Here is an 18760-nt window from a genome sequence, read left to right as displayed (position 1 = left end):
TTGCTCCTGAATCATTTCGGCGGCATCCGGATCGCGCCATCGAGACGGATCACGTCGCCATTGAGGTAGGCATTGCCAAGGATATATTCAACCAGTCCGGCAAACTCGTCGGGCTTGCCCATGCGGGGCGGAAACGGCACCGCATCGCCGAGCGCCTTCTGCACTTCCGGCGGCATGGCCAGCAGCATCGGCGTCTCCATGATGCCCGGCGCGATGGTCATCACGCGGATGCCGAAGCGAGCCAGTTCACGGGCTAGCGGAAGCGTCATTGACACGATCGCACCTTTCGAAGCCGCGTAGGCGGCTTGTCCGATCTGGCCATCGAAGGCTGCGATTGACGCGGTGTTGATGATGACGCCGCGCTCGCCGGTTTCCACCGGATCCTGGCTTGCCATGATGTCGGCCGCAAGGCGCAGCAGATTGAAGGTGCCGCCAACATTGATCTGCATCGTTCGCATGAACGAAGACAGGGCGTGGATACCGCTCTTTCCGATGACCTTCTCTGCGGGTGCAATGCCGGCGCAATTCACCAGCCCGCGCAGTTTCCCGAGTCCCGAGGCAAAGGCATACATCTCCTTGACATTGGCCTCGTCGGAAACGTCGGTCTTCCAGAAGACGCCACCCGTTTCACTGGCGACGGCCTGACCCCTTGTGACGTCGAGATCGACGATCACGACCGTGGCGCCTTGCTGTGCCAGTGCCTTGACGGTGGCCGCGCCGAGTCCGGATCCGCCACCGGTGACGATAAATACGTTGCCGGAGATTTTCATGATGGTCGAGCTTCTGTTTCAGTGGTTCGTAGCTTGATGCGCGGGAACGGACCCCAGCGGCGCTTGCGAGGCCATTTCGCCTGGCCGGTTCAGCGCGGCGGCGCTTTTGCGATGGTCAATCAGGATGACGGCGAGCGTACCGACAAGACCGGCGACGCCAATGGCCAGGAAGTTCTGTTCCAATGGCAGCTTCATTCCCACCAGCGCACCAATGAGGACCGGGGCGATGATGGCACCCAGTCGCCCGATCCCTGAGGCGAATCCCACGCCCGTCGAGCGAATGGAACCGGGGTAGAACTCACCCGCGTAAGCATAGGCCAGCAACTGCGTACCGAGGGTCGACGCGCCCACGACAAACACGAGGACAAAGAGCAGTTCTGTCGTCTTGGTGTACCCCATCAGGGCGAGAGAAACCGCTCCCGTGGCATAGAACGCAACCAGCACGTGCTTGATATTGAATCGGTCACCCAGCCACCCGCCGCCAATGGCACCGCATACTGCGCCGATGTTAAAGACGAGCACGAAGTTCAGCGCCGAGCCCAGGCTGTAACCGGACAACGCCATCAGTTTGGTCAGCCACGAACTGAGCGAGTAGACCATGAAGAGGCCGGTGAAGAACGCCACCCAGATCATCAGCGTGCTAAGGGCTCTACCCTGAGAGAAGAGCGCAGCCACCGGGGCATTGGAAGCGAGTGCCTCGGACGGAACGAAGAACTGATAGCGCTCACCCTGCTTCAGTGCCGGTGCCAGGCGTCGCGCTACACGCTCCAGTTCGGCATGGCGTCCCTTTTTTGCGAGGAAGGCAATGGACTCCGGCATGGTCCACAGAATGAACGGGATGAGGAAGATCGGCAGGCCAGCGACGAAGAACACCGCTTGCCATCCGTATGTCCCGATCAGTTGCTTGCCGGTCAGCGCCACCAGGATGCCGCCGATCGAATATCCGGCAAAAACCAGGGTGACCAGCCGGGCGCGCATTTTGGCCGGTGCAAATTCGCCCATCTGGGCCGTGACAACGGGCAGCACGCCGCCGATGCCAAGTCCTGCGAGGAAGCGGGTCACGCTGAATGTGACGGGATCGGTGGTGAGCCCGGCCGCGGCCGTAAACAAGCTGAACAGCGCGACACAGATGCAGATGGACAGCTTGCGCCCGATCCGCTCGGCCATTGTGCCCAGGTAGATCGCGCCGATCATCATGCCGAACAGCGCGGAACTGGCCATGAAGCCGGCCTTGGTGGCATCCACGCCCATTTCTTTCATGATCGAGGGCAAGGCCGCCCCGACCACTGCAAGATCATAGCCGTCGAGAACCAGGATGACGACACACCAGAACAGGATCACGGCGTGGAATCGCGAGAATCGCGCGTCTTCCGCCAACTTGTGTACATTGATTTCGGTTTTCATCTGTCTCCTCCATGCGGTGATGGATGGGTTGCTTTGTCAGAGGCTTCAATGCCCCGGTTATGTGTGCACGACGGTAAAGCTGGATGCGGACGCACGGTCCGACACCAGTTGGTTCTCCACTCGATCCTCATCGGCATACCCCAGACTCATACCGACCAGGAACTTCTCGTCGGGCCGCAATGAAAGCTCCCGGCAAATGATGGCGTGGTATTTCATGAAGGCAGCCTGCGGGCAGGTACTGAGGCCATATGTGCGTGCCACGACCATGAGGTTCTGAAGGAACATCCCGTAGTCGATCAGGCTGCCTTCATTCATGAGTCGGTCGACGGTGAAGAACAGGCCAACGGGTGCATCGAAGAACTGATAGTTCCTACCATGCTGGGCATGCATGCGCGCCTTGTTTCCCTTCTCGATGCCGAGCAGGCCATAAAGCTTCCACCCAACTTCACGGCGCCGATCCAGATACGGTGCCACCCACTCGTGCGGGTAGTACGCCCACTCGTCAGAATGGGCGCCGGACTGTGCGGGGTCATCGTCGACCTGCTTGATTGCGGCGCAAATGCGGTCGCGTGCCTGCCCGGTCACAACATGCACTTGCCACGGCTGGATATTCACGCCCGTGGCGGCAAACCGGGCGACATCGAGGATCTTGTGGACGGTTTCCACGTCGACAGGCTGCGGACGAAAGGCTCTGACGCTGCGGCGGGTGACGATCGCCCATTCAACCGCCTCGCGGACAGACTGGAGTTCTGCGGGTGGGGGTGCAACTCTGTTCATGCTTGCTCTCTCGACATGTCATAGACATCTGACGGACTCAGGGCAGAGAGTAGGGGCAAGACAGGAGGCGCACTGTCATGTGCGAGACATTCGCCCCCGGGGGGCGATACGCAATCGGGAAATCGAGGCATTGTCTCGTGCGAGACATTCTCGACCATGGCCGGTCGCTACATTTTTGCTTCCACAACTAGCGATAGCTGGAAAACCAGCTGCGGCACGTCAGGCAGGAGGCAAAAATGAACGCCAACATCTACCAGGCAGGACTCGAGCGCAACGCGGCCAACCATGTGCCGCTGACGCCTTTACAGTTTCTTGATCGGTGCGCCGATCAGTATCCCGAACGCACCGCGATCCTCCATGGAGGCCTTCGTCAATCCTGGCGGACGACTCGAGACCGTTGCCGCCGCCTTGCCAGCGCGCTCGTGAAGCGCGGCGTCCGGCGTGGCGATACGGTTTCCATTCTGGCGCCAAACACTCCCGCCATGGTCGAGGCCCATCATGGTGTCCCGCTCAGCGGTGCGTTGCTCAACGCCATCAACTGCCGGCTGGATGCGGAGGGCGTGAGATTCATCCTGGCCCATGGCGAAGCCAGAATCCTGTTGGTAGACAACGAATTCGCCGCGCTCGCTGCAACCGCTCTGCAGGGTTTGGACAATCCACCTTTGGTGGTTGACATTCTCGACACTGAAGGCCCGACAGGGATCCGACTGGGAGCGCTCGACTATGAGCAGCTTCTCAGCGAAGGCGATGTCGACTTCGGCGGCATCTGGCCCGATGATGAGTGGGATGCGATCGCACTCAACTACACATCCGGCACGACTTCAGATCCCAAGGGTGTGGTGCCGAGCCATCGAGGCGCATACCTGATGAGCATGCTTCAGCTGACTGACTGGGGCATGCCGCGTGGGCCGCGGTATCTCTGGACGCTTCCCATGTTCCACGCAAACGGCTGGTGCTTCGCGTGGGCCATTACTGCCGCTGCGGGCACGCACGTTTGCTTGCGCAAGGTTACTGCGGCGAACATCTTCCACGCCATCGACACGCATAAGGTGGACCACTTCTGTGCCGCGCCAATCGTCCTGGCATCGATTGCGACGGCATCGGAATCCGAGCGTCGCACGTTTTCGCATGCGGTCAGGGTGCGGACGGCGGGATCGCCGCCGCCGGCAAGTGTCCTGAAGGCTGTGATGGAAATGGGCTTCGATGTGGAGCACGTCTACGGCATCACGGAGGCCTCGGGAACGCCGGTCAGCTCCTATCGCGATCCGGCCTGGGATGACAAGCCCATCGAAGAAAAAGCCCGGCTGATGTCGCGCCAGGGCAATCGGGCCGCCGCCCTGGAAGGGCTGCGCGTTGCCGATCCCGACACCATGGAACCGGTACCCTGCGATGGCAAGACGCAAGGCGAGCTGCTGCTACGCGGCAATATCGTGATGAAGGGTTACCTGAAGAACCCCCAGGCGACCGTAGCCGCATTTAGTGGCGGCTGGTTTCACACTGGTGACGTCGCGGTCATGCATCCCGACGGATATATACAGATCACGGATCGATCCAAGGACGTGATCATATCGGGAGGGGAAAACATCTCGTCGGTGGAGGTTGAAGATGTCTTGCATCAACACCCCGCGGTATTGATTGCCGCCGTGGTAGCCCAGCCTCATCCGAAGTGGGGGGAGTCGCCCTGTGCCTTCATCGAACTGAAGCCTGGAGTCGAGGCACCGACAGAAAAGGAGATCATTGCGTTCTGTCGCGATTGCCTGGCCCATTACAAATGCCCGGTAAGAGTTGTATATGGGCCGTTGCCGAAAACGGGTACTGGAAAGATCCAGAAGTACCGCCTGAGAGAACTCGCGAAAAGCCGCGAGGCCATCACCGAACTTGAGTGATGCCGGAGAACGCCGCTATCAGACGGCTTCTCGCCCAGCACTCACCGCCGTGAGCCGGTGGCGCAGAAGAAGAAAAAAGGGCAGGCGAACAATGCCCTTGGTCATTCATGAAATGGAGACACTTATGCCCCCCCGGCAATCCCGGCCCCGCCGGCGCACCGTCGACGTCTGTGAGCATTGGCATTGACGTTTGGCTGCCAACGTAGAGCACCTGGAATGGTCGGTTACACGCCATCGGCAGTGGGGGATGGTCTGGGTCAGCAGAAGCCGATCCAGGCAGAATGTCAACCACAGCCAATACGGCGGAAGGAAACGCCCTGCAATTTGGGACGGCTGCGTTTGTGGCAGCCAGAGAGGGCGCCGTGACGGTCAATAGCGATACGGGGCATCAACCTTACCGTCCGGGCAGCACTGCGACGACTGGCGACCCCAGCTTCGCCATGGACCCTGACGGCACCATCAACACCAAGTTGCTGACAGATTTTTCATACCGTGCGAACCATGAGCAAGTTGTCAAAGCGAAAGCCTTGACGAAGGCATATTACGGTAGCGCGCCAAAATATACCTATTGGGATGGGAGTTCGGGCGGGGGACGGCAAGGCCTTAAGCAAGCGCAACTCTATCCGGAGGACTATGACGGTATTCTGGTCGGGTTCCCAGCCGTCAATTGGACGCCGTTCTTCACTGCGCACGTTTATCCTGGTGTTGTTGTAGGCCAGGATCTGGGATGACAGCCAGTCGCCAGCGAAAAAACGAAGTTCATCGCGCAACCTGCCATCAAGGCATGTGACTTGCATGGCGGTCAGCACCTGGGCTTCATCCTGGACCCGGCGTCATGCAGCTACGATCCGACCAAGGATCCGGCCGTGCTGTGCCTTTCAGAGGGGGGCTCCAATGCTACATCGACCTGCGTGACCAGAACACAGGCGATGGCCATCAATAAGGCATGGTATGGAGAAACCTCGGACGGGAGCTTTCCCGACCCGGCGGTTGACAATGGTGCGCGCCCGACATTGGGGCCAAAGCAGCGCTGGTATGGGTTGTCGCGTGGCACGGAGGTCAATCTCTCCGGTACCACTAACGACCTGCTCAGTGGCCTGATTGCGTTGAGCCTGCAAAATTCGCCGCTCGGCGGCCCAAGCTTTACCAATGCTACCGGCAATGGCGCATCCGGCTATAAGCAGTTGAGCTACGCACAGTTGGATAACGCGTTTGACCGTGGACTCGCTCTGAACCCTTCCGTCTTCGCTGGCCTCAACTCCGACGACCCGGATCTTTCGAAGTTCAAGGCGCGTGGAGGGAAACTGATTCACTACCACGGCAATGCGGATGAACTGATCATGGCATGGGGTTCATCCAACTACTACGAGAGAGTCATTGCCACAATGGGTGGTTTGGCGCTGGTACAGAGCTTCTACCGGTACTTCGAAATCCCGGGCAATGGACATGGTTCGTACAACGGAACGGCGAATCCGGATGCCAATCCGCCGGTTCCTGCGCTTGATCAGATGTATAAGGCCTTGACAAACTGGGTCGAAAGGGATGTTCCCCCGGATGGCCTTGTTCTGAACTCGCTAACCGCTGTACCAGTTGCCAAGAGCCTGGCTATCCGTTCCTACCCAAGGAAGATCAGTTATGTCTCGGGGGACGTCAACATGGCCTCGAGCTTCACATGCCGATGAAAAAGAGATCAACCGCCCACGAAGCCCCTGGGCCGGAGGGCCCCGTCCGTGATCTCTTGGCGAGGTGACGAAGATAAGGATCTTGGATAAAATTTCACGAAAGTGAAAATATCAATCCGGGCCTCCGGCTGGCTTGGCCTCGGCTCACCCACGTCTTATGGGTCCACCCAATCCGATGCCTTTCTTGCGTGGCCTCGTGCCGCGCATCGTCCTCGGTGTGCAGATAGATGGTGATGGTGGAGATGTGGAGATGGACTCGTGCCCGAAATTGTCCCGCACATGGCGCAGATCCACCTGTCGCTCATGTGCAAGCCCGCCTTATAGCGCACGCGCTGGCCTGCACCTCGGCCTGCGCCGCCCATTCCGGCCGCGTGCCCGCAGGCGGCCGGTCGCCATGCGAATTTTTCCTTGAGAATCAGGTGTCGACCCGCGCGATGGAGGCTTCTCGCCCGGTGACAGGCGCCACCAGCGGCCGTGTTTCTCCAGACTGCGGGCTAATGACCCCCGGGGGCTGTTAACCATGGACGCCTCCGGATTGCAAGCCGATTAACATGGTGGTCGCCAGGTGAAGGCAGCACGCTTATCTGCGGTCGGACCGCTGGAGCGGGCTAGCGATGGTGGAGGGCGCGACCGCGTGTCCCCTGCGGAAGCGCGGATCCCGCCTTGGAAGGGCCGATTGGAGGTATGATTGCATTCAATATTGCATATCTCATTCTGACCCACTCACACCGTGTCCACCGCAGAACTACAAGGCATCGACATTCCCGCCCAGATCGCCCAGGAAATCCGCAAGCTAATCAACCGCGGACAGTTGCCGCCCGGGCTGCAGCTACGGCAATCCGACCTGGCCGACCGCTTCGGCATCAGCCGCGTCCCCGTGCGCGAGGCGCTGAAGCTGCTGGCTGCCGAAAGCATCATCGAGCACGATCCGAACCGGGGCTTCTTCGTCGCGCCTTTGTCGACCGACGAGGCACGCCAGCTTTACCTGATGCGGCAACTGCTGGAAGCGGAACTGCTTTCCACTATCGAGTGGCCCACGCCCGCGCAACTCAAGCAGTTCAAGACGATGCTGACCGAACTCGACGAACTGCTCTCGGGCGGTAACCGCTCGGAATGGATCGAGCACCATCGCGCGTTCCACGATGCGGTGTTCGAGCTGTCGCCGAACAAGGTGCTCAAGCGCGAAGCGCTGCGGCTGATGCGGCTGACCGACCGCTACCGTGCGCTGGCCGCCGACATCACGCTGCGCGACCAGCACCTGAACGCCAACATCGAACAGAAGCTCGTGAAGGCGTTGAGTACCAAGAACCGGGAGATGTTGCTGGATGCCTACGCCGAAGGCCGCAAGATAGTGGCCGAGGGGCTGATGCAGATCCTCGCGGCGCGTGGCGTATGAAGTGGGCCGCGCTCCAGCGCCCCCGCGTACCGCCGTCAGAAGCGGTGCATCATGCCGGCTGCCGCCACGGACTGGATTTTCTCGCTGGCGAGGATGTTGCCGATCTCCGCGGCATAGGCGCCATTGGTGTGCTGGTAGACCCCCACCAGATAGATGGCGGTCCGCTTGGAGAAGGTGTACGTCAACTGGAGCGCGCCCTGGTGGATGATCACGTTCTTCAGTTGCTCGTTGCCGTTCTCGTAGGTATAGGCGCCGCCAAGAATCAGGTCCGGCGTCAGTTCATAGCCGATGCCGCCAGCCAGCGCGTAGATCCTCGCTCCGGTGAATGTGTTGCGCGCCTGGCTGTACATGGCCGAGAAATCGAAGCGCGACACCTTGGTGCGGGCGCCGGCGGGGAAGTTGGCGATGCCGCTCTGCCCGCCATTGACCGCGCCGTAGTTCTGCTCGGTATAGACCACGGCGGCGCGCGTTTCTCCGTAGTGATACCCGATTGCCGCGCTCTTGCCTGACCCGTTCCGGAAGTCTTCCGCGACTTCGCCGAAGCTGTACATCAGCCCGGCCGAAAAGCCGCCGATCTCGTCGGTCGTCAGCTTGACGGCGTTCGACATCCGCTTGCCGCCCACGCGGTCCCAGTTGATGGCCGACATGCCCACCGGCGCGCCAGCGGCATTGGTGTACGGTGCGTATGGCGCACTGGCGGCAAGGCCGGCGCCGATCTGCGCGGGGCCCTTGAGGCCGAGCAGGTCCGCGCCGAAGCTGCCGGTGCGGAAGTTCAGCATGCCGCCCGCGATGCCGGTAGCCGGGTCGATGGCGCCAATCAGGAAGTAGTCGAACGCGAAGTCGTTCTGCTGCCCGAGGCGCAAGCCGCCGATCCCGACCTTGCGCATGCCGACCCAGGCCGAGTTCTCGAACAATGCGCCGCGCGACTGCGGATCGAGCGCCCCGGTGCTGAGGGAAATCATCGAGTCCAGGCTGAACGACGCCTGCAGGACGCCGCCGAGGTCTTCGACGCCGCGCAGGTAGAACTTCGACGGGTAGATGGCGGAATCCTGCATGCGGACGTTCGAATGGCCGCCGTTGTCGCGATAGATGGCGACACTCTCGTCCAGCAGACCGCCGATGGTGACGCTGCCCTGCGCGTACGTCACTGTGGTGGCGGCGGTCATTGCGATGCCGAATAACAGATGGCGAAGTGCCATTGCCGGCTCATTTCTCCGAAAACCCATTCCATGTGTCCGTTGTTGGAATTTATTGTTGGGTGCCCGCCCTGCAGGGATGCGGCCGGGATTTTTGTCGGCCGGCGGGTTTGCTAGCGTCTGCCTCAGCCGGCCGGCTCCGGGTCCCATGTCGGAATCCAGAGCAGTTCCCGCGCCGCGGCAGCGTCGGTCGACGAAAACTCGCCATAGCTGCCGTGCGCATACAGCAGCGGCCGCGCGCGGTCGGCGCGCGGCGTTGCGGTGTCGATGGCGCCGAAAAGAATGCCGTGCGTGCCGACATCCACGGCACTGGCCACTCGGCAATCGAAGCTGACCAGCGCGTCACGGAGCACCGGCGCGCCGGTGCTGGCGCGTCCCCATACGCCGTCGGCGAACTTTTCCTCTGCCGGCATGGGGGTGGCAAAGCGGTCCGCCAGCCGGCGGCTTTCCAGCGCCAGCACGTTCACCGCGAAGATGCCCGACGCCTGGATGGCGTGGAACGACGCGCTGTTGCGGTTGACGCAGGCGAGCAGCGTGGGCGGATCGGCCGAGACCGAGCAGACCGCCGTGGCCGTCAGCCCCGCCCGCGAGCCGTCCGCCGACACCGTAGTGATCAGGCAGACGTGTCCGGCGAGGCAGCGCATCGCTGCCTTGAACTGGTTGGCGTCGATGCTCATGGCGAGTTCTCCAGTTCTCCGTTCCGAGGCTATGCGACCGTGTTAGCGGTAGCGAGATGGCGGGCGAAGTGCAGCACAGTGCGACCATGCGCCTGCATCGCGGCGAGCGGCTGGTAGCTGGCACGCTCCCAGCAGTTGAAACCGTGGCTCGCGCCGGGATAGACGAAGAACTTCGCCGTGTCCCGGTCGGCGAAGGCTGTCCTGACGCGCTCGACCGCGGCGAGCGGGATCAAGGGATCCGTCTCGCCGTAGTGGAACAACATCGGGCAGCGCACGGCCGCCGCCTTCTGCAACTGGTCCTGGATGCCGCCGCCGTAGTAGCACGCGGCGGCCTCCACCAGTCCCGCAGCGGCGGCCAGATAGGCCAACCGCCCACCGATGCAGAAGCCGAGCGCGCCCACGCCGCCCGTCACTTCGGGACGCTCGCGCAGCGAGCGGACGGTGCCTTGCAGGTCGGCCTCGATCTCGGCCATGTCGGCGCGGATGAGCATGTCGCGCGCGCGAGCGGCTTCTTCGCCCACATAGCCGAATGATTCGCGCGGCGCTTGCCGCCAGAACACGTCAGGCGCGAGCACGACAAAGCCGAGTTGCGCATACTGCTCGGCCACGGTTTGGATATGGCGATTGACGCCGAAGATCTCCTGGAAGAGGACAATCCCGGGGCCCGTTCTCGCAGGCGGCAGCGCCAGATAGCCTTGGTATGTGCGGCCGTCGGCAGCCGGGATGTCGATCCAGCTCGTGCGGATCGTCGTGTCTTCGTCGATACGTTCCTTCATGTCGTCTCTCTTGCGCTCAGTTCCAGCCAAAGATGTCGAGGGTGGTCTCGCCCGCACGGAGTCGGCGGCACTGATCAGCCTCGTTCGCTTCTCGCGCATGTCCTGCCTCCACCACCTTGCCGGCTCGGTCGCGCGGAATGCAGACAACGCCGTCGCCGTCACCGACAATCAGGTCGCCGGCATGGACGGTGACGTCGCCGAACACGGCCGGCGCATTGATCCAGCCGCGCGCGCCGAAATCCTTGCCGGTACCGCGAATGCACAGGCCGCGGGCGAACACCGGGAATCCGATTTCTTCCAGCAGCACGCCGTCGCGCACGCAGCCGTCGATGACAAGACCGGCAAGGCCGCGCACCTGGCTGGCGGTGGACATGACTTCGCCCCAGTAGCCATGCTCGAAGGCGTCGCTGACCGACACCACCAGCACGTCGCCTGGTTGCGCGGCATAGATGGCGCGGTGCAGCCACAGGTTGTCGCCGCCCGGTGCATGTACTGTGACGGCGGGGCCGCAAAGCCTGAATCCCGGTGCGACGGGTTTGATCGCGGACGGAAACGCTCCGATCTTGCCGCCTGCCTCATGCAGCGTGGCCGTGGGGATGGCGCGGGCGGCATCGACGATGTGCGCAGCGGTACGCGCGAAATCCAGTTGCGTGGTGTCGCGCGGATCGATGCGGTCGATGGACAAGGTCATGCTTTCGCTCCTTCGGCGCGCGTCTGCAGTTGATGGTAGCGGTACTGGGCGCGGGCCTCATCCAGGCGCATGCCGCCGGCGACTGCCTGGCGAATGGCGTTCTCGGCGGCTTCGATGTCTTCGGCGGCGGCGAGGATGCGCTCCTCGTGATCACGCGGAATCGACACCAGCCCGTCGGCATCGCCGCGCAAGATGTCGCCCGGCGCCACGCGCACGTCGCCGATATTTACCGGCACATTGGTGGCCTCCACCTGTACGCGGTCCTTGCCGGTGCGCATCCAGTTGTCGCGCGAGAACACCGGGTAGCCGAGCGACAGGCACAGGTGCACATCTCGGTTGATGCCGTCGATCACGGTGCCGGCGATGCCGCGGCGATGGGCGATCTCCGTCATGATGTCGCCCCAGACCGTGGCATCGGTGCGGCCACCGTTGTCCAGCACGATCACGTGACGGGGCGGCACGTCGTCAATAAAGTCGCCGACGGTGCCCGGCGGGCTAGCGGCGGGGCCGTAGAGGATAGTGAAGGCGCGGCCGGCCATGCGGAAGCCGGCATCGCGCGGCTTGATGGCGCGGCACTGGCCGACGATGCCGAGGCGGTCCATCGCGTCGCTAAGCGTGGCGGTGTCGAGCCTGCCGGCGCGAGCGACGTTGCGGTCTTCGATCTGTTCTGACATGACTTAATCCTTCAGCATGAATTCGTAGTTGCCGCCCATGACGTGGCTGATCGGTGTGCCGGCCAGAACGGCCTTGGCCATGCGAGCTTCGCGGGCGACGATGCCTTCCGCGGTCTCGAGCACCCGGTCGATGTTCGCCGCGGCGATGAAGATGACAGCGCTGCGGTCGGCGAGAACGTAGTCGCCCGCATCGACGTCCACGTCCCACACGCGGATCGGCACGTTGGTGCCTTTCTCGACGATGCGGCCGCGCGCGGTACGGGCGGTGAGCGAAGAGGCGAAGACGGGAAAGCTCATCGCGCGCGCTTCGTCGATGTCGCGCACGGGACCATCGGCCACCACGCCCGCGATACCCTTCACCTTCGCGCCGAGCGACAGCATGCCGCCCCAGCTTCCCGCCTCGACGCCGGTGCGCTGCTCGACGACGATCACGTCGTCCGGGCCGCCGGCCTCAATGGCGGTGGTGCCCAGGTGGCGGGGCTCGCCCGGTGGCGGCGCGCCCGTGCCGAGCTTCACGGTAATCACGCGACCGGCGATGCGGCCCTCGCCGGCTTCCTGCCGCACACCGCTGACCACGCCAGGAAGGCCGAGCTTGTCGAGCGTGTCGGACACCGCACAGCAATCCAGCCGGCGTAGGCGGCGCACATATTCGTCGGGGGTACTCATCGAATGGCTTCCTTGTTGTTGTCGGGCCGCCAGCAGGCGAAGCCCATCGCATTGCCCGTGCCCGCTTCGCTGCGGTAGCACGGCACGTAGTCGATCACTTCCATGCCGAAGCCGAGCTCGTCCATCGCGCCGGCCACGGGAATCCAGTTCTTGACCTCGGAGGTGCCGGCCTGGAAGATCGCCTCGCCCAGTCCCTCCACGGGCGCGAAGTCATGCGCGCGCATGCTGTCGAGGATCAACCGATCGACGGTCTCGTCGATGACGAAGTGGGTCAGGCCGCCAGAGGCGATGATGGCCACGCGCGCATCGCTGTCCCATGACTGGATGGCACGCGCCAGCGAGCGTCCGAACGCATGGCAACGGCCGACCGTCGGTTGATTGGGCGGATAGAACGTGTTGATCAGCACCGGCACGGTGGGAATCACCTGGTCCTTCATCAATTGCCGGAATACGAAGCCAAAGGCGTGCGGCGTCTCTGTCGCGGAAAGGTGTTTCAGTGCCGTGATGTCGAAGCCGTCGGCCACGGTGCTTTCGATCAGGTGGCGGCCCAGCGCCGGCACGCCGGCATAGGTTGCTTCCGGGGGCATGTAGCCGGGCATGGCGTAGGCCACGCCTGGCGGCAGCCGCGACAGCTTCTCGTCGCTGATCATGTTGTTGACGATGGTCTCGCCCCACATCACGCTGAACGCGGGCACGAGCATGTCGTCGAAGATTTCCATCTGGTCGTTGCCGACGATCACTGCCACATCGGGGCGGGCGTCGGCCAGCACCTGCGACATGCGTTCGATGGCCTGCATGCAGCGAGCGTGCCGGGCTTCCCACATTTCGAGCGTGATCTGCGCGGCCAGGTTTTCCGACGCGCGATGCCGCACCAGCTCGTCGAACGTCCACGTCCGGCCCTGGTAGTGATGCAGACTGCGGCGGTCGTCGGGCAGGCGCGAGCCCCATGTGGGCGGCGGCGTGACCAGCATGGGACCATGCGAGGTGCCCATGCCAAGTACGATTTCTGCCATGATTGGTCTCCTCCGGGCGTCGTCGCGCGCTTAGCGGTACGCCGCCAGGTCAAGGTTGAACAGCTTCTGCGCATTGCCGAAGAAGATCTGGTCCTTCTCTTCCGGCGACAGCCAGTCAAAGCCCTGGATGAACGGCTTGATGTCGTCGAAGGTGCGGCCGGTGGCCGGATTGGTCTGCGAGCCCACGCCCGGGCACTCGGCCCCGAACAGGCAGCGGTCCGCGCCGACGGTCTTGATCAGCAGGCGCAGCGATTCCTCCGAATACAGCACGGTGTCGTAGTAGAGATTGCGCATGCCGGCGAGGAAGTCGCGGCCCGCGCGCGCGGCGCCGGACTGGAAGCGGCCGATCTGGTAGGGGATTGAGCCGCCGCCGTGCGACACCAGGATCTTCAGCGACGGGAAGTCCTTGAACACGTCGGAGTTCACCAGGCCGAACACCGCGATGGTCTCTTCATTGATGAAGTGGACCGTGTACGGCGAGCGTGCGGAGTGCGAGCCGGTGGCGTGGATATGCGCGGGAATGCCGAGCTCGCACAGCTTCTCGTAGAGCGGATACCAGTAGCGATCCCCCAGCGGTGGCGCTTCGGAGCCGTTGTTCTCGAACGGGTCCGGATTGAGCAGCACGCCGCGGAAGCCCAGTTCCTTCACGCAGCGTTCCAGTTCCGGCAGCACTACTTCGATGGGATCGCCGGCCACCTGCGGCAAGCCACCCACGCCGATGAAGCGCTTGGGCAGCAGCTTCACCGTGCGGGCGATGATGTTGTTGGTCTCTTCTGTGAACCAGTGCACCAGCTTGCCCGGCTTCATGCTGTGCATCATCTGGAACGGACGCGGCGACAGCAGCTGCACGGTGGTGCCAGCGCGGTCGAGCAGGTCGATGTGCCCGGCCGGACCCATCTCCTTGCGGTTGGCGTAGTGCAGGATCTCCTCGTCCGTCACCTCGGGCATCTTGCGCCCGTGCTCGCCGCGGTGCGACAGGATGTGAGCCTTGTAGACCCAGAGTTCGGCGGGCGGGCTGACGTGGCCGTGGCAGTCAATGATCATGGGATGTCTCCGGTTGGGATGAAATGACTTACAGATCGAGGACCAGCCGCTCGCCCTTGCAGCCCGAGCAGCAGATCATCATGGTGTTGTTGGCCGCCTTCTCCGGATCGGACAGGATGGCGTCGCGGTGGTCGGGAATGCCGGACAGCACGCGGGTCTCGCAGGCGCCGCACACGCCTTCCTCGCAGGAGTGCGCCACTTCAACGCCGGACTCCTTGAGCACCTGCAGGATGGTCTTGCCGCCCGGTACCGGCAGCGATTTGCCGCTGCGCTTCAGTTCGACCGTGTAGCCGCCGTCCAGCGCGGCTTCCTGCTTCGCGGTGAAATACTCGACGTGGACCTGCGCGGCAGGCAGGTGGGCCGTGGCTGCCTCAAAGGCCGCCAGCATCGGGCCCGGGCCGCAGCAATAGAAATGCGCGTTTGCCGGCTGCGCCTTCACAACCTTGACGATGTCGAGCACGCCACCCGCTTCCGCGTCGATGTGCAGGTGCAGGTTGTCGTAGCTGCGCAGTTCCTCGAGGAAGGCGACATCGACGCGGTCGCGGCAGGAATACACCAGCGTCATCGAGCGGCCCAGGGCCTTCAGGCGCCTTGCCATGCACAGGATCGGCGTGATGCCGATGCCGCCGCCAACGAGCACCGAATGCCCGGCCTCCTCGTTCAGCGGGAAATTGTTGCGTGGCGGTTCGACCTGGATCACCGCGCCGGGGCGCAACTGCTCGTGCATGAAGCTGGAACCGCCCCGGCTCTTCGGGTCGCGCTTCACGCCCACCTGATAACGCCGCGGTTCCCGGCCGCCTTCGAGCAGCGAGTACTGGCGCACCAGGCCGTTGGGAAGGTGCAGTCCGATATGGGAACCCGGCTCGCACGGCGGCAGCGCGGCGCCCGCAGGGGACGCGAAGGCGTAGAGCAGCGTGTCGCGGGCGAGGAATTGAATCGACTCCAGGCGCAGTTCCAGCAGGGCGCCAGTGGACGAGGGCAGGTCGTTCATGTGTGTCTCCAGTGACGACATTCAGGGATGTGGCGAGGCGTGTGCCTGCCGGCGCCGGGCGTCCGAGGCGGTGGCGGCAGGGCCGGGTCGCTTCGTCGTTGACGCGTAATTCTTTTTTGCATATTATTTCGACTAACAAGAAAAAAGTCAAAGACTCTCGAGGGGTGGACTTACCGCCATCGGCTTGAAGGGTCACATCAACGGGTGGAAACAGGCGTTGGCAATCGTGCGGCGAAGCAGCACTGTCCGCGTCACATCGAATGGAGAACAAATTGATCGCAGTCCTCTCTTGCAACGGCGGCACGGTCACGCACGGCAGCGGCCCCGCCACCCAGCTCTTCATCGCCACCTTGCTTGGCATGCACGTATTCCAGCGGGCGGCGCAGGGCGCCCCGTGGAAGCGGACCCGCTCGGCACTGGAAGACCGCCACGTGAGCGCCTTGCTGTACGAGCCCCGCTCGGGCCTGCTGTTTGCCGGCGCGCACGGCAAGGGCGGCATGTGGGTCAGCCGTGACCTCGGCCTCACTTGGGAGCCGCGCGGCAACGGCCTGAAGAGCGAGCATGTCTACACGCTAGCGGCCCAACAGCGCGACGGCCGCGTGGTGCTCTATCTCGGCACGGAGCCCTCGGCCCTGTATCGCAGCGACGACCTCGGCGAAAACTGGGTGGAAGTCTCGGCCATGCTGTCCGTGCCCGACCAGGACAAGTGGACGTTCCCGCCGCCACCGCACGTCGCACACGTCAAGAATGTGGCCTTTCATCCGGGCCAACCCGACACGCTGTACGTGTGCATCGAGCAGGGCGCGTTGCTGAAGACGACGGACGACGGTGCCACCTGGACCGAGCCGCGCAGCTACGAGTCCGAGCAGGACAAGTTCTATCACGACAATCACCGCGTTCTGATCCGCCCGTTCGAACCCGGCACAGCTTTTCATGTGTGGCGGCGAAGGCCTGCACTACAGCGCTGACGCCGGCGAGACCTGGACCCACCTGATGACGCGTGCGGACCGCATCGGTTATCCCGATGCCATGTTCATCGACCCGCGCGACGAGAACGTGCTGTATCTCGGCGGGCCCGGCAACGCCCCCCGCGAGTGGGGCGCCAAGCGCAGCGCCGATGCCACCGTGCTGCGCAGCCGCGATAGCGGCGCAACGTGGGAGGAAATCCGCAACGGTCTGCCGGCAGAAGTCGTCGGCAACATCGAGGGCATGGGCTTGTATCACTGGGACGACCAGGTGATGCTGCTGGCCGGTACCGCGACCGGCGAAACCTACGCGAGCGAAGACGGTGGCGAGAACTGGTACACGGTTGCCGACGACCTGCCCCCCATCTCGAAGGGCGGCCACTACCGCTGGTTCCTCCAAGTCGACGAGCGCGAGAAGGTAGAGGACCGCTTGCGCACCGAAACCTGACTGCCGCCTCCGGCCGAACTATTCAGAAATGACGAACCTTGCCTCGCCGCGGCTTCACCGGCGCGTGGCGCGCAGGCGTACGTCCTCACACAGGAGACAAGACGTGAGCAGATCCCCCCTGGCAACCTCTTCCGGTAGCCTGCCCGTACTGGCCAGCCACGACGCTGCCATGGCCGCGGCGCGTGCGCTGCACGACAAGATCCGCGACCGCGCCGACCGCACCGAAAGCGAGCGCATCGTATCTGCGGAGACCATCCGCGACCTGATGGATGCCGGCCTGTTCGGTGTCGTGACGCCGCGCATGTTTGGCGGTTCGGAACTTGGCTTCGCCACGCTGGTCGACGTGACTGCCGAGATCGCCTCCGCGTGCGGCTCGACCGGCTGGGTCTATGGCGTGCTGGCCGGCCATAGCTGGATGCTGAACCTGTTTCCGTTGCAGGCGCAGCGCGAGGTGATGAGCGCCGACCGCGTGCTGACCGCGACCGTGTTCCGCCTCGGCGGCACCGTCACCGAAGTGGACGGCGGCTATCGGCTGATCAATGGCGACGGCCGCTTCTGCTCCGGCATCGACCATGTGCAGTGGGTCATCGTCGGCAATGCGGTGCAGCGCGAAGGCCAGTCACCCGAACCGCGTTTCTTCGTGGTGCCGCGCGAAGACATCGAGATTGTCGACGACTGGTTCACGGCGGGCATGCGCGGCACCGGCAGCCGTTCCATCCGCATTGCCGAAACCTTCATTCCGGCGCATCGCTCGGTATCGGTGAAGGACATGATGTCGGGCATGGCCGATGAAACCGGATCGGTGCGTGCACCGATCTACCGGATGCCGTTCCAGAACGTCACGCCGTTCTCGCTGGTGGGCGCGCCACTAGGCATGGCGCGTGCGGCGGTGCGGTCATTCTCGGAAGGGCTGGCGGCGCGCCTGGCCACGTTCAGCAGCGAGCAGGTGGCGGAGCAGTCGGCCACGTTCGCGCGGGTGGCGGAATCCGTGGCCGAGATCGACGCGGCGCTGGCGGTGGTGCGGGAGGATGCGCGCCGCGTGGACAGTGCGGACGATCCGCGCTCGATCAGCGACCTGGACTGGGCACGCATTCCGCGCGACTGGGCCTATGCCGCGCAGAAGGCGCGCTATGCGGTGAACGCGCTGTTCGAGGCCGCCGGCGGGTCCGGCATCTACAACAGTTCCGAGTTGCAGCGAATCTGGCGTGACGCAAATTCCGCCGCCCAGCACTTCGCCTTTACGTGGGACAGCGCCATGACCGGCTACGGACGCGCGGTCATTGGCCTGCAGCCCTCGAAATTCGGCCCCAAGGGCCGGTAACGGCGCGCAGAGTGGAGAGCCCCATGCATGCCGACGAACTCACTTCCATCGACGACTACTCGGCCGCCACGCTGGCGTCGATCTGCGAGCGGATGGCGGGTTCCCGCGAGGTGGAACACATGATCTACCGGGAATCCGAACTGGACGAGGTCTGGCGCCTGCTCGACGCCGACGTTGCCAATGCTGCGCGCGACGGGCGCAGTGCACAGCAATTGCAGCGCCTGGAGGCGATGCGCTCGCTGGTGATCGAAGCACACGACCTGGTTGGCAACGACGGAGACACCGTTGCCGCCCGTGAACGACTCGGCCGCGTCATCGCGCTTCTAGACTGAAGCCGGCAGCGCACGCCGTTTTTTTCCCCACAAAGACGATACACCGATTCA

At 63.5% G+C, this 18760-nt stretch carries 18 protein-coding genes and 1 pseudogene; 7 read left to right on the top strand and 12 right to left on the bottom strand.

Annotated elements, in window-relative coordinates; genetic code table 11:
• Positions 1 to 11: 11 nt before the first annotated feature.
• From AB1I47_RS13425 to AB1I47_RS13415, 3 genes are read right to left on the bottom strand one after another with little or no spacing between them, the layout of a single operon-like run.
• Complete coding sequence (locus AB1I47_RS13425) at positions 12 to 770, bottom strand: SDR family NAD(P)-dependent oxidoreductase (protein ID WP_354684250.1); 759 nt, start codon at positions 768 to 770, stop codon at positions 12 to 14.
• Positions 771 to 788: 18 nt separating this feature from the next.
• Complete coding sequence (locus AB1I47_RS13420; protein ID WP_354684249.1) at positions 789 to 2174, bottom strand: MFS transporter; 1386 nt, start codon at positions 2172 to 2174, stop codon at positions 789 to 791.
• Between the two features lie 57 nt (positions 2175 to 2231).
• A complete protein-coding gene (locus tag AB1I47_RS13415; RefSeq protein WP_354684248.1) occupies positions 2232 to 2951 on the bottom strand; it encodes a nitroreductase in 720 nt (239 codons plus the stop codon).
• 236 nt (positions 2952 to 3187) lie between these two features.
• Here AB1I47_RS13415 and AB1I47_RS13410 point away from each other — a divergent pair, with 236 nt between their 5' ends.
• The 3 genes and pseudogenes from AB1I47_RS13410 (at position 3188) to AB1I47_RS13400 (ending at position 7915) form a co-directional block, all read left to right on the top strand.
• Positions 3188 to 4837 carry an AMP-binding protein gene (locus tag AB1I47_RS13410; RefSeq protein ID WP_354684247.1) on the top strand — a complete coding sequence of 550 codons (1650 nt, stop codon included), beginning with the start codon at positions 3188 to 3190 and terminating at the stop codon, positions 4835 to 4837.
• 218 nt (positions 4838 to 5055) lie between these two features.
• Positions 5056 to 6519: pseudogene (locus tag AB1I47_RS13405) on the top strand (tannase/feruloyl esterase family alpha/beta hydrolase); the annotation flags it as partial.
• Between the two features lie 730 nt (positions 6520 to 7249).
• A complete protein-coding gene (locus AB1I47_RS13400; protein WP_354684246.1) occupies positions 7250 to 7915 on the top strand; it encodes a GntR family transcriptional regulator in 666 nt (221 codons plus the stop codon).
• Positions 7916 to 7950: 35 nt separating this feature from the next.
• Here AB1I47_RS13400 and AB1I47_RS13395 read toward each other — a convergent pair whose 3' ends face one another.
• From AB1I47_RS13395 to AB1I47_RS13355, 9 genes are all read right to left on the bottom strand, one after another.
• Positions 7951 to 9114, bottom strand: a complete 1164-nt coding sequence (locus tag AB1I47_RS13395; protein WP_354684245.1) for a porin — start codon at positions 9112 to 9114, stop codon at positions 7951 to 7953.
• A 122-nt stretch (positions 9115 to 9236) separates the two neighbouring features.
• Positions 9237 to 9788 carry a flavin reductase family protein gene (locus AB1I47_RS13390; RefSeq protein ID WP_354684244.1) on the bottom strand — a complete coding sequence of 184 codons (552 nt, stop codon included), beginning with the start codon at positions 9786 to 9788 and terminating at the stop codon, positions 9237 to 9239.
• Between the two features lie 29 nt (positions 9789 to 9817).
• On the bottom strand, positions 9818 to 10564 hold the full coding sequence (locus tag AB1I47_RS13385) for a dienelactone hydrolase family protein (protein ID WP_354684243.1): 747 nt from the start codon (positions 10562 to 10564) through the stop codon (positions 9818 to 9820).
• 16 nt (positions 10565 to 10580) lie between these two features.
• Positions 10581 to 11255, bottom strand: a complete 675-nt coding sequence (locus AB1I47_RS13380; RefSeq protein WP_354684242.1) for a 4-carboxy-4-hydroxy-2-oxoadipate aldolase/oxaloacetate decarboxylase — start codon at positions 11253 to 11255, stop codon at positions 10581 to 10583.
• A complete protein-coding gene (locus AB1I47_RS13375) occupies positions 11252 to 11929 on the bottom strand; it encodes an RraA family protein (protein ID WP_354684241.1) in 678 nt (225 codons plus the stop codon). The genes AB1I47_RS13380 and AB1I47_RS13375 overlap by 4 nt, the downstream gene beginning before the upstream one ends.
• Before the next feature lie 3 nt (positions 11930 to 11932).
• Entirely contained in the window at positions 11933 to 12595 is a 663-nt protein-coding gene (locus AB1I47_RS13370) for an RraA family protein (RefSeq protein ID WP_354684240.1), read from the bottom strand.
• A complete protein-coding gene (locus AB1I47_RS13365; protein WP_354684239.1) occupies positions 12592 to 13608 on the bottom strand; it encodes a DODA-type extradiol aromatic ring-opening family dioxygenase in 1017 nt (338 codons plus the stop codon). The genes AB1I47_RS13370 and AB1I47_RS13365 overlap by 4 nt, the downstream gene beginning before the upstream one ends.
• Before the next feature lie 30 nt (positions 13609 to 13638).
• Positions 13639 to 14652: an amidohydrolase family protein gene (locus tag AB1I47_RS13360; protein WP_354684238.1), complete on the bottom strand. Its 1014-nt coding sequence runs from the start codon at positions 14650 to 14652 to the stop codon at positions 13639 to 13641.
• Positions 14653 to 14680: 28 nt separating this feature from the next.
• Positions 14681 to 15643: a PDR/VanB family oxidoreductase gene (locus AB1I47_RS13355; protein ID WP_354684237.1), complete on the bottom strand. Its 963-nt coding sequence runs from the start codon at positions 15641 to 15643 to the stop codon at positions 14681 to 14683.
• Between the two features lie 272 nt (positions 15644 to 15915).
• Here AB1I47_RS13355 and AB1I47_RS13350 point away from each other — a divergent pair, with 272 nt between their 5' ends.
• The 4 genes from AB1I47_RS13350 to AB1I47_RS13335 all read left to right on the top strand — a co-directional run bounded on the left by AB1I47_RS13350 (position 15916) and on the right by AB1I47_RS13335 (position 18709).
• Entirely contained in the window at positions 15916 to 16611 is a 696-nt protein-coding gene (locus tag AB1I47_RS13350) for a WD40/YVTN/BNR-like repeat-containing protein (RefSeq protein ID WP_354684236.1), read from the top strand.
• The gene (locus tag AB1I47_RS13345) at positions 16577 to 17056 is read left to right on the top strand and encodes a WD40/YVTN/BNR-like repeat-containing protein (RefSeq protein ID WP_354684235.1); all 480 of its coding nucleotides are present in this window, start codon (positions 16577 to 16579) and stop codon (positions 17054 to 17056) included. The genes AB1I47_RS13350 and AB1I47_RS13345 overlap by 35 nt, the downstream gene beginning before the upstream one ends.
• 103 nt (positions 17057 to 17159) lie before the next feature.
• Positions 17160 to 18377: an acyl-CoA dehydrogenase family protein gene (locus tag AB1I47_RS13340; RefSeq protein ID WP_354684234.1), complete on the top strand. Its 1218-nt coding sequence runs from the start codon at positions 17160 to 17162 to the stop codon at positions 18375 to 18377.
• A gap of 23 nt (positions 18378 to 18400) precedes the next feature.
• Positions 18401 to 18709 (top strand): hypothetical protein, encoded by a 309-nt coding sequence (locus tag AB1I47_RS13335; RefSeq protein WP_354684233.1) that lies wholly within the window; start codon positions 18401 to 18403, stop codon positions 18707 to 18709.
• Positions 18710 to 18760 lie beyond the last annotated feature (51 nt).

The sequence above is a fragment of the Cupriavidus necator genome (assembly GCF_040578825.1).
GTDB lineage: Bacteria > Pseudomonadota > Gammaproteobacteria > Burkholderiales > Burkholderiaceae > Cupriavidus > Cupriavidus necator_E.
This window is presented reverse-complemented; position numbering and strand designations above follow the sequence as displayed.

What these genes read in the sequence shown, in the direction of transcription:
- AB1I47_RS13380 (WP_354684242.1), bottom strand. Translation starts at nt 11,255, where the DNA reads ATGACCTTGTCCATCGACCGCATCGATCCGCGCGACACCACGCAACTG.
- AB1I47_RS13365 (WP_354684239.1), bottom strand. Translation starts at nt 13,608, where the DNA reads ATGGCAGAAATCGTACTTGGCATGGGCACCTCGCATGGTCCCATGCTG.
- AB1I47_RS13385 (WP_354684243.1), bottom strand. Translation starts at nt 10,564, where the DNA reads ATGAAGGAACGTATCGACGAAGACACGACGATCCGCACGAGCTGGATC.
- AB1I47_RS13415 (WP_354684248.1), bottom strand. Translation starts at nt 2,951, where the DNA reads ATGAACAGAGTTGCACCCCCACCCGCAGAACTCCAGTCTGTCCGCGAG.
- AB1I47_RS13390 (WP_354684244.1), bottom strand. Translation starts at nt 9,788, where the DNA reads ATGAGCATCGACGCCAACCAGTTCAAGGCAGCGATGCGCTGCCTCGCC.
- AB1I47_RS13420 (WP_354684249.1), bottom strand. Translation starts at nt 2,174, where the DNA reads ATGAAAACCGAAATCAATGTACACAAGTTGGCGGAAGACGCGCGATTC.
- AB1I47_RS13360 (WP_354684238.1), bottom strand. Translation starts at nt 14,652, where the DNA reads ATGATCATTGACTGCCACGGCCACGTCAGCCCGCCCGCCGAACTCTGG.
- AB1I47_RS13375 (WP_354684241.1), bottom strand. Translation starts at nt 11,929, where the DNA reads ATGTCAGAACAGATCGAAGACCGCAACGTCGCTCGCGCCGGCAGGCTC.
- AB1I47_RS13345 (WP_354684235.1), top strand. Translation starts at nt 16,577, where the DNA reads ATGTGTGGCGGCGAAGGCCTGCACTACAGCGCTGACGCCGGCGAGACC.
- AB1I47_RS13410 (WP_354684247.1), top strand. Translation starts at nt 3,188, where the DNA reads ATGAACGCCAACATCTACCAGGCAGGACTCGAGCGCAACGCGGCCAAC.
- AB1I47_RS13425 (WP_354684250.1), bottom strand. Translation starts at nt 770, where the DNA reads ATGAAAATCTCCGGCAACGTATTTATCGTCACCGGTGGCGGATCCGGA.
- AB1I47_RS13370 (WP_354684240.1), bottom strand. Translation starts at nt 12,595, where the DNA reads ATGAGTACCCCCGACGAATATGTGCGCCGCCTACGCCGGCTGGATTGC.
- AB1I47_RS13355 (WP_354684237.1), bottom strand. Translation starts at nt 15,643, where the DNA reads ATGAACGACCTGCCCTCGTCCACTGGCGCCCTGCTGGAACTGCGCCTG.
- AB1I47_RS13395 (WP_354684245.1), bottom strand. Translation starts at nt 9,114, where the DNA reads ATGGCACTTCGCCATCTGTTATTCGGCATCGCAATGACCGCCGCCACC.
- AB1I47_RS13335 (WP_354684233.1), top strand. Translation starts at nt 18,401, where the DNA reads ATGCATGCCGACGAACTCACTTCCATCGACGACTACTCGGCCGCCACG.